This window comes from Paracoccus sp. (in: a-proteobacteria) (genome assembly GCF_030536915.1).
GTDB lineage: Bacteria > Pseudomonadota > Alphaproteobacteria > Rhodobacterales > Rhodobacteraceae > Paracoccus.
In genome coordinates, this window is sequence record NZ_JAUNPC010000062.1 from 8,739 (window position 1) to 16,143 (window position 7,405).

The 7,405-nt window shown below is 70.7% G+C and carries 9 protein-coding genes and 1 pseudogene; 2 read left to right on the forward strand and 8 right to left on the reverse strand.

What is annotated here, in order from left to right; genetic code table 11:
• Nucleotides 1–37: 37 nt before the first annotated feature.
• The 3 genes from mnmH to Q4F04_RS10900 are packed head-to-tail and all read right to left on the reverse strand — an operon-like array spanning nucleotide 38 to nucleotide 1,677.
• Nucleotides 38–1,102, reverse strand: coding sequence for a tRNA 2-selenouridine(34) synthase MnmH (gene mnmH, locus Q4F04_RS10895; RefSeq protein ID WP_303369857.1), 1,065 nt, complete (start codon nucleotides 1,100–1,102; stop codon nucleotides 38–40).
• On the reverse strand, nucleotides 1,103–1,312 hold the full coding sequence (locus tag Q4F04_RS16020; RefSeq protein WP_368660717.1) for a L,D-transpeptidase: 210 nt from the start codon (nucleotides 1,310–1,312) through the stop codon (nucleotides 1,103–1,105). It abuts the gene before it with no gap.
• Nucleotides 1,255–1,677 (reverse strand): hypothetical protein, encoded by a 423-nt coding sequence (locus tag Q4F04_RS10900; RefSeq protein WP_368660718.1) that lies wholly within the window; start codon nucleotides 1,675–1,677, stop codon nucleotides 1,255–1,257. The genes Q4F04_RS16020 and Q4F04_RS10900 overlap by 58 nt, the downstream gene beginning before the upstream one ends.
• 409 nt (nucleotides 1,678–2,086) lie before the next feature.
• Here Q4F04_RS10900 and Q4F04_RS10905 point away from each other — a divergent pair, with 409 nt between their 5' ends.
• Nucleotides 2,087–4,510 carry a heavy metal translocating P-type ATPase gene (locus tag Q4F04_RS10905; protein ID WP_303369858.1) on the forward strand — a complete coding sequence of 808 codons (2,424 nt, stop codon included), beginning with the start codon at nucleotides 2,087–2,089 and terminating at the stop codon, nucleotides 4,508–4,510.
• Between the two features lie 31 nt (nucleotides 4,511–4,541).
• Here the strand turns inward: Q4F04_RS10905 and Q4F04_RS10910 are convergent, their stop codons facing one another.
• A complete protein-coding gene (locus tag Q4F04_RS10910) occupies nucleotides 4,542–4,925 on the reverse strand; it encodes a hypothetical protein (RefSeq protein WP_303369859.1) in 384 nt (127 codons plus the stop codon).
• A 76-nt stretch (nucleotides 4,926–5,001) separates the two neighbouring features.
• Here Q4F04_RS10910 and Q4F04_RS10915 point away from each other — a divergent pair, with 76 nt between their 5' ends.
• Complete coding sequence (locus Q4F04_RS10915; protein WP_303369860.1) at nucleotides 5,002–5,766, forward strand: alpha/beta fold hydrolase; 765 nt, start codon at nucleotides 5,002–5,004, stop codon at nucleotides 5,764–5,766.
• Nucleotides 5,767–5,769: 3 nt separating this feature from the next.
• Here the strand turns inward: Q4F04_RS10915 and Q4F04_RS10920 are convergent, their stop codons facing one another.
• From Q4F04_RS10920 to Q4F04_RS10935, 4 genes and pseudogenes are all read right to left on the reverse strand, one after another.
• A complete protein-coding gene (locus Q4F04_RS10920) occupies nucleotides 5,770–5,970 on the reverse strand; it encodes a hypothetical protein (protein WP_303369861.1) in 201 nt (66 codons plus the stop codon).
• A gap of 19 nt (nucleotides 5,971–5,989) precedes the next feature.
• The gene (locus Q4F04_RS10925) at nucleotides 5,990–6,520 is read right to left on the reverse strand and encodes a cytochrome b (RefSeq protein WP_303369862.1); all 531 of its coding nucleotides are present in this window, start codon (nucleotides 6,518–6,520) and stop codon (nucleotides 5,990–5,992) included.
• Between the two features lie 68 nt (nucleotides 6,521–6,588).
• The gene (locus Q4F04_RS10930; protein WP_303369863.1) at nucleotides 6,589–6,903 is read right to left on the reverse strand and encodes a TraR/DksA C4-type zinc finger protein; all 315 of its coding nucleotides are present in this window, start codon (nucleotides 6,901–6,903) and stop codon (nucleotides 6,589–6,591) included.
• Between the two features lie 184 nt (nucleotides 6,904–7,087).
• Nucleotides 7,088–7,405, reverse strand: a pseudogene (locus tag Q4F04_RS10935) (nucleoside deaminase); the annotation flags it as partial.

The window sequence follows — 7,405 nt, forward strand, 5'->3', positions numbered from 1 at the left end:
GGATCACGCGCCCGGATGGACCGGCACGACGCCTGTTCTAGCGCAATTGCCCGACCGCCGCCTCGACACGCGCGGCGGCGGCGTCCAGCCCGGCATGGCTCAGGTCCGCCACCGGGATCACGCCGCGCTCGTTCTCGCCATGCCGGGCGCGGCTTTTCTCATAGCGGGGATCGTAATGGTCGCGCATCAGCCCCTGGGCCAGCGCCGCCCATTCACCACGCTGGGCCATGCTGCGCCAGGCCTCGATCCGCTCAACCGGGTGCAGGGGGGCGAGCCGCGCCACGGTCGCCTCGACCCGGCCGGGTTCCGCCACCGCATCGGCATAGGCGCGCGCCGTATAACCCGCGCGCTCGGCCAGCGGCACCTGCAGCCGCAGCCGCGGCGCGGTGCAAAGCGCCCGCCAGACCGCGCGAGGCACCGCCAGATCGCCGATGCGAGAACTTTCCGCCTCGACCACCGCCGGGCGCGAAGGGTCCAGACCCGCCAGCGCCACGGCCAGCCGGCTTTCGAACAGCTTCTGCGGGGGCTGCCCGCCGGGCATCGCCCCGAACAGGCTGCCGCGATGGTTCGCCAGCCCTTCGAGGTCGATCACCTGCATCCCCCGCCCGGCCAGCCGCTGCAGGATCTCGGTCTTGGCCGAGCCTGTGTTGCCGTCCAGCACCACCAGCGGGCAGGGCGGTCCCAGATCCTGCACCTGCCGCAGCACCAGCGCCCGCCAGCTTTTCCAGCCGCCCTCAAGCCGCGCCGTGCGCCAGCCGATCTGGGCAAGGATGGTCGAGAAGGCCCCCGACCGCTGTCCGCCGCGCCAGCAATAGACAAGCGGCCGCCAGCCGCCGTCATGCCCGGCCAGAGGCCCGGCGACATGCCGCGCGACATTGGCCGCGGCCAGCGCCCCGCCGATCTTGCGGGCATCGAAAGGCGAGACCTGCTTGTAGATCGTGCCCACCTCGGCCCGCTGGGAATCGTCCAGCACCGGCAGGTTGATGGCGCCGGGCAGGTGGTCCTCGGCGAACTCGGACGGGGACCGGGCGTCGATGATCGTGTCGAACCCGGCTTTCGCAAGGTCCGACAGGCTGGTCAGGCGGAACCCGGCAGGCTGCAATCAATACACGTAGACGGGGGCGCCCAGCGGCACCTTGTCGTAAAGGTCCATCACCGCCTCGTTGCGCATGCGGATGCAGCCGTTCGACACCGCCCGCCCGATGGAACCGGGGTCGGTCGTGCCGTGGATGCGGATCGCGGTGTCGTGGCCGTTCACGGTATGCAGGTAAAGCGCCCGCGCGCCCAACGGGTTGGTGGGACCTCCGGGCATCCGTTTTCGTATTTCTTGTACTGCGCCGGGTTGCGCTCGATCATCGCCTGAGTGGGGGTCCAGCTTGGCCATTCGACCTTGCGCCCGACCAGCGCGCGGCCTTTCCAGACAAGCTCGTTCGTGCCGACGGCCACGCCGTAGCGGATGGCGCGGCCCGGCGCGATGACGTGGTAAAGGTAGTAGTCGCCCGAGACGACCACGATTGAGCCGACCTCGAACCCGTCGCGGATCGGCACCTCGGTCGGCGCCGGGTCATAGGCGGCCCTGGCCTTGGGCGGCGCGGCGGGCGCGGTGGCCTGCGCCATCACGGCGGCAGGCGCGGCGATCAGCGGCAGGGTCAGCATCATCATCTGGCGGCGGTTCATGGGCTTCGTCCCTCGTGAGCCTCTTGCCCCCTGCGCTAGCGTCATCGCTGCGGCATTTCAACTCAAAGAGCCGTCAGGTGGCGGCGTTGCGCTTGCAGCATCTGCTGCCCATATGAGGCAGGAGGAGAAAGCCCATGTGCTGCCGTTCCCAAGCCCGTCCTGTCTTCCGCCCGCGCCGCGCGGCGGTGCGTCCCGCGCATCTCTGCCGGGGCCGGGGCGGTCGCGGCTGCCGCTGCCACCAGCAGGGGCGGCGCCTGGCGGCCCGTGTGCCGCCGGCTTTCCTTGCGCCTGAATCGGAAGAGATCACCCTGCCGCAGCCGGCCGAGATGGTCGTCTGGCCGCCCTGCCGGCCCCAGGGGCCGCCGATGCCCCTTTTCGACACCCCCTTCCCGGATCGAAAAGGCATGTCATGGCACAATCACATCATCTCGAACTTGAACTTGAGGGCCTGAGCTGCGCCAGTTGCGTGGGCCGGGCCGAGCGCGCCCTGTCCGCCGTCCCCGGCGTCTCGGGCGCGTCCGTCAACCTCGCCACCCGCCGCGCGCGGCTGGAACTGGACGATCCCGCCGCCGCCGCCCCCGCCATCGAGGCGGTCGGCCGCGCGGGCTATCCGGCGGCGCTGGATACCACGCGGCTGTCGGTCGAGGGCATGACCTGCGCCAGTTGCACCGGCCGGGTGGAACGCGCGCTGGCTGCGCTGCCCGGCGTCACCGGGGCGGCGGCGAACCTTGCCACCCGCTCGGTCACGGTGACGCATGCGCCCTCGGTCACGCCGGCCGCGCTGGCGGGAACGGTGACGCGGGCGGGCTACAAGGCCACGGCACCCGAGGCAGGGGCCGAACCTGCCCGTGACACGCAGCAGGACGAGGCCGAGGGGCTGCGCCGCCGCGTGATCCTGTCGGCCGTCCTGACGCTGCCGGTCTTCGTGCTGGAAATGGGCGGCCACCTGTTTCCGCCCTTCCATCACTGGCTGATGGGCGTGGTGGACATGCAGCTTCTGTGGGTCGCCCAGTTCCTGCTGACGCTGGCGGTGCTGGCAGGGCCGGGGCGGATCTTCTTCGCGCTCGGCATCCCCGCGCTGCTGCGCGGCGCGCCCGAGATGAACAGCCTCGTGGCCCTGGGGGCGGGGGCGGCATTTCTTTACTCGGCAGTCGCCACCTTCGCGCCGGGGCTGCTGCCGCCCGACGGGCTGCATGTCTATTACGAGGCCGCCGCCGTCATCGTCACCCTGATCCTGCTGGGCCGCTGGCTTGAGGCCCGGGCGCGCGGGCGGGCCGGGCAGGCGATCCGGCGGCTGGTGGAACTCGCGCCCTCCAGCGCCCGCGTGATCCGCGGCGGCGCGGCGGTCGAGGTGCCGGTGGCCGAGCTTGTCCCCGGCGACCTCGTCCAGCTTCTGCCGGGCGAACGCGTCGCGGTGGACGGAGAGATCACCGAAGGCCAGGGCGCCATCGACGAATCCATGCTGACCGGAGAGCCGCTGCCGGTCACGAAATCCACCGGCGACCCGGTGACGGGCGGCACGGTCAATGGTGCCTCGGCGCTGACCTATCGCGTGACGGCGGTGGGCGCGGACACGGCGCTGTCACGGATCGTGCGGATGGTCGAGGATGCGCAGGCCGCCAAGCTGCCGGTGCAGGGGATGGTGGACCGGGTGACGCGGGTCTTCGTGCCCGTGGTGATCGGCCTTGCGATCCTGACCTTCGCCGTCTGGATGCTGGTGGGCGCGGGGCTGACGAATGCGCTGGTGTCCGCGATCTCGGTCCTGATCATCGCCTGCCCCTGCGCGATGGGGCTGGCGGTCCCGGTCTCGATCATGGTCGGGACGGGCAGGGGGGCCGAGCTTGGCATCCTGTTCCGCCGCGGCGACGCGCTGCAAAGGCTGGCCGATGCGCGGGTGGTGGGCTTCGACAAGACCGGCACGCTGACCGAAGGCCGCCCGGCCCTGGTGGCACTTGAAACCCGCGGGATCGACGAAGCCGAGGCGCTGCGGCTGGCCGCCGGGGCCGAGGCGCGGTCCGAGCATCCGCTTGCTGCCGCCGTCCTTGCCGCCGCCCGCGAGCGGGGGATCGAGCCGCCCGCCGCATCCTCGGTTTCCGCCAATGCCGGGCGCGGGCTGAATGCGACGGTCGAGGGCCGCGGCGTGCTGATCGGCAATGCCCGCGCACTTGAGGAAGCGGGAATCGCCCCCGACGCTGACCTGATCGCCCGCGCCGAAGGACTGTCCGCCGAGGCCGCGACCCCGGTGCATCTGGCGGTGGACGGGCAGCATGTCGCCGTGATGGGCATGGCCGACCCGATCCGCGAGACCTCGGGCCCGGCGGTCGCGGCTCTGCATGACCTGGGGATCGAGACGCGGATGATCTCGGGCGACGTGCAGGCGGCGGCGGAAGCCGTGGGCCGGAAAATCGGCATCGACCGGGTGACGGGGGGCGTCCTGCCCGAAGGCAAGCTTGATGCGATCCACGGCATGGGCAAGGGCAGCGTCTTCGTCGGCGACGGCATCAACGATGCCCCCGCGCTTGCGGCGGCGGAAACCGGCATCGCCATCGGGTCCGGCACCGATGTCGCCATCGAGGCGGCCGAGGTCGTGCTGTCCTCGGGCGATCCTTCCGCCGTGGCAAAGGCGATCCGGCTCAGCCGCGCGGTGATGCGCAACATCCGCCAGAACCTGTTCTGGGCATTCGCCTACAACGTGGCGCTGATCCCGGTGGCGATGGGGGTGCTGGTGCCCTTCGGCGGGCCGCGCCTGTCGCCCATGCTGGGCGCGGCGGCGATGGCGCTGTCCTCGGTCTTCGTGGTGACGAACGCGCTGCGGCTGCGCCGCTTCGACTGAACACAGGGTCCGGCGCTGGATGCGCCGGGCCTCAGACCAGCCCCCGCCGCACCATGATCCAGACGGCGACCGCGCCGACCAGCAGCAGCCCCAGCATCACCGCCGCCGCCACGTTCAGCGCCCCCGCCTGCCAGCGCGCGGCCTTTCCCAGCGGGCGCAGATAGCGCACGAGGTACCCATGCGCCCGCGCCGCCGCGGTTGTGTCCATCTGCCGCGCCAGCTTGGGCGTTGCCGCCTGCCTTTGGGCCTTTGCCAGCACCCGCGCCGCACGGCGCTGGCGGCGCGGCAGCGCCCCGCCCCGGCGGCGCAGCATCGTGGCAAGGTCGGGCCGTGCGCCCCGTCGCGCCCCGCCCAGGCGTTCCGCCATCAGCACCGCCACCTCGTCGGCCATCGTCAGCACGTCCTGCTGCGCCATCGCTTGCCCCCCGCTCGCCTGCCGGGGGAAAGGATAGGTGGCTTGCAGCCGCATCGCCAGCGGTTAGCATGAGGGCATGGAACTCTCGCTTACCGTCACCGGCCAGCCCGGCCCGCAGCCGCCCGTTCTCGTGGTTCATGGCCTCTTCGGACAGGCAAGGAACCTCGGCGTCATCTCGCGCGCGCTGTCGGACAGCCGGCAGGTGATCGCCGTGGACATGCGCAACCACGGCGAATCGCCTTGGGACGACCGCCACGATTACGACGCCATGGCAGGCGATCTGGCCGAGGTGATCGTGGCGCATGGGGGCCTTGCCGACGTGGTGGGCCATTCCATGGGCGGCAAGGCGGCGATGCGGCTTGCGACGACGCAGCCGGGTCTGGTCGGGCGGCTGGTGGTGCTGGACATCGCGCCTGTCGCCTACAGCCATACGCAAACCGGCGTGATCGACGCCATCGAGGCCACCGACTTCAGCGCGGCGGCCAGCCGCAGCCAGGCCGATGCGGCGCTGGCGCAGAACCTGAAGGACCCGGGCACCCGCGCCTTCCTGCTGCAGTCGCTGGACGTCCGGGCGAAACCCCCCCGCTGGAAGATGAACCTTGCCGCGCTGCGGGCAAACATGGACAAGCTGACCGGCTGGCCGGGCGGCGGGCAGCCCTTTGACGGCCCGGCGCTGTTCCTGCATGGCGGCGACAGCGACTATGTGGACGACGCCGGCCGCGCCGAGATCCGCGCCCTGTTCCCGCAGGCGGTGATCGAGGCGATCCCCGGCACCGGACACTGGCTGCACGCGGACAAGCCCGCCGAGGTCACGGACCGGGTCACGGCCTTCCTGGGCTAAAGGCTAGAGGCTGTCCTTGGGGTCCGTCGCCTGGATACTGCGGGCGACCAGCCAGGCCACGGGAAAGCCCGCGATGGCGCCGACCACGGCCGCGCTCAGCATCGCGCGCCAGTCGTAATAGCCAAGCGCCAGCATGATGATGACGCCCACGCCCGCCAGCACAGGGGCCGCGATCATCAGGATGAACATGAACAGCCGCGACATCCGAAGGATTCTCCTTTTCTTACCTGCGCGGGTTGACCGGGGGCACCCGCTCGACGCCATGCTCGGGGTCGATCATCCGCCGGATCAGCCCGTCCCTGCGGATGAACTGGTGATAGACCACCCCGGCAAGATGCAGCGCGATCAGCGCCAGCAGGACCACCGCCGTGTTCTCATGCAACTTGCCCAGGGCGCGGCTGGGGATCAGGTAGGCCGCCGCGCCCACCAGCGGCATTGCCAGCAGCACGACATAGAATAGCCAGTGGTTCAGCTTGGACAGCACCCTGTCCCAGCCGGGCGAATCCGCCTTGGCAGGCGGCGCCCCGTGGGTGAATCGCAGGGCCAGCCGCGTGCCCATGAAGACCAGGATCAAGGTGCCTGAAACCATGTGCCAGACGGCATTGCCCATCCGCGGCCGGTCGCCGCCCGCGCGCATGACGGCGCTGAAATACTCGCTCATGAGGTCGCCGGTCAGAATCTGGACGACGATCAGGACCACGACCGCCCAGTGAAGCACGATCTGGACGGCAGAGTATCGGGCTGGCTGGCGCATGGCTGATCTCCGCGGAACGCTCTCAAGCCCAAATGCGGCAGGGGCGGGGAATGTTCCCTTGGAAGGGCTTACGGAGAGCAGTTCGCGCAGAAGGGCGTGTCGGGCAGAAGCTGCAGCCGCTTTTCCGCAATGGGATTGCCGCATTTCACGCAATCGCCGTATTCGTCCGCCTCGATCCGGGCCAGCGCCGCGTCGATGCGCCGGATCTCGGCCCGGTCGGATTGCCCCAGCGCGGTCAGCACCTCGTCCCCCTGCCGCTCGGACGCGGCATCCTCCCAGTCCTTGGGCATGGGATCGTCAAGCTGGTCCTCGATGCGCTCGATATGGCCGAGCAACTCGGCCCGGCGGGCGAGGAGTATTTCCCTGGCAGCATCTGGGGTCATGGCATGGCTCCGGTCGTTCAGGCGAGAGTGCGGGGGGTTCCCCCGTGGGTCAAGTGGCCTGAGCCGAGGCATGCCCCGCGGGGCCTGCGTCACCATGCCGCCATGTCTTGTCGCGGGCGCTGGCTGGGCAGGGAAAGATGACCCGCCCGGGCGCGATCACGGCACGGTTTTCTGTGGGAGGCCGCTAGGATTGCCGTCCGGCATGGCGGCGGTGGAGGTCGCGAATCTCCTCGGCCAGCGCGGGCACCGGGCCTTCGACCGGGATGCCCGGCACCACCTCCTGGATGGGGATGGGACGGACGGGCAGGGGGCCGCGGCCAAGCTCGGCCATCCAGTCGGCATATTGTTGCGCCGAGTGGACATAAACGATCCGCCCCAGCCCGACCCAGCCATGCGCGGCGGCGCACATGGGGCAATGCTCGCCCGAGGTGAAGACGGTGGCCCTGGCGCGGTCCTCGGGGGTCATGTGGCGGGCGGCCCATTGCGCCAGCGCGATTTCGGG

What these genes read in the sequence shown, in the direction of transcription:
- Q4F04_RS16020 (WP_368660717.1), bottom strand. Translation starts at nt 1,312, where the DNA reads ATGCCCGGAGGTCCCACCAACCCGTTGGGCGCGCGGGCGCTTTACCTG.
- Q4F04_RS10900 (WP_368660718.1), bottom strand. Translation starts at nt 1,677, where the DNA reads ATGAACCGCCGCCAGATGATGATGCTGACCCTGCCGCTGATCGCCGCG.
- Q4F04_RS10905 (WP_303369858.1), top strand. Translation starts at nt 2,087, where the DNA reads ATGGCACAATCACATCATCTCGAACTTGAACTTGAGGGCCTGAGCTGC.
- Q4F04_RS10910 (WP_303369859.1), bottom strand. Translation starts at nt 4,925, where the DNA reads ATGGCGCAGCAGGACGTGCTGACGATGGCCGACGAGGTGGCGGTGCTG.
- Q4F04_RS10915 (WP_303369860.1), top strand. Translation starts at nt 5,002, where the DNA reads ATGGAACTCTCGCTTACCGTCACCGGCCAGCCCGGCCCGCAGCCGCCC.
- Q4F04_RS10920 (WP_303369861.1), bottom strand. Translation starts at nt 5,970, where the DNA reads ATGTCGCGGCTGTTCATGTTCATCCTGATGATCGCGGCCCCTGTGCTG.
- Q4F04_RS10925 (WP_303369862.1), bottom strand. Translation starts at nt 6,520, where the DNA reads ATGCGCCAGCCAGCCCGATACTCTGCCGTCCAGATCGTGCTTCACTGG.
- Q4F04_RS10930 (WP_303369863.1), bottom strand. Translation starts at nt 6,903, where the DNA reads ATGACCCCAGATGCTGCCAGGGAAATACTCCTCGCCCGCCGGGCCGAG.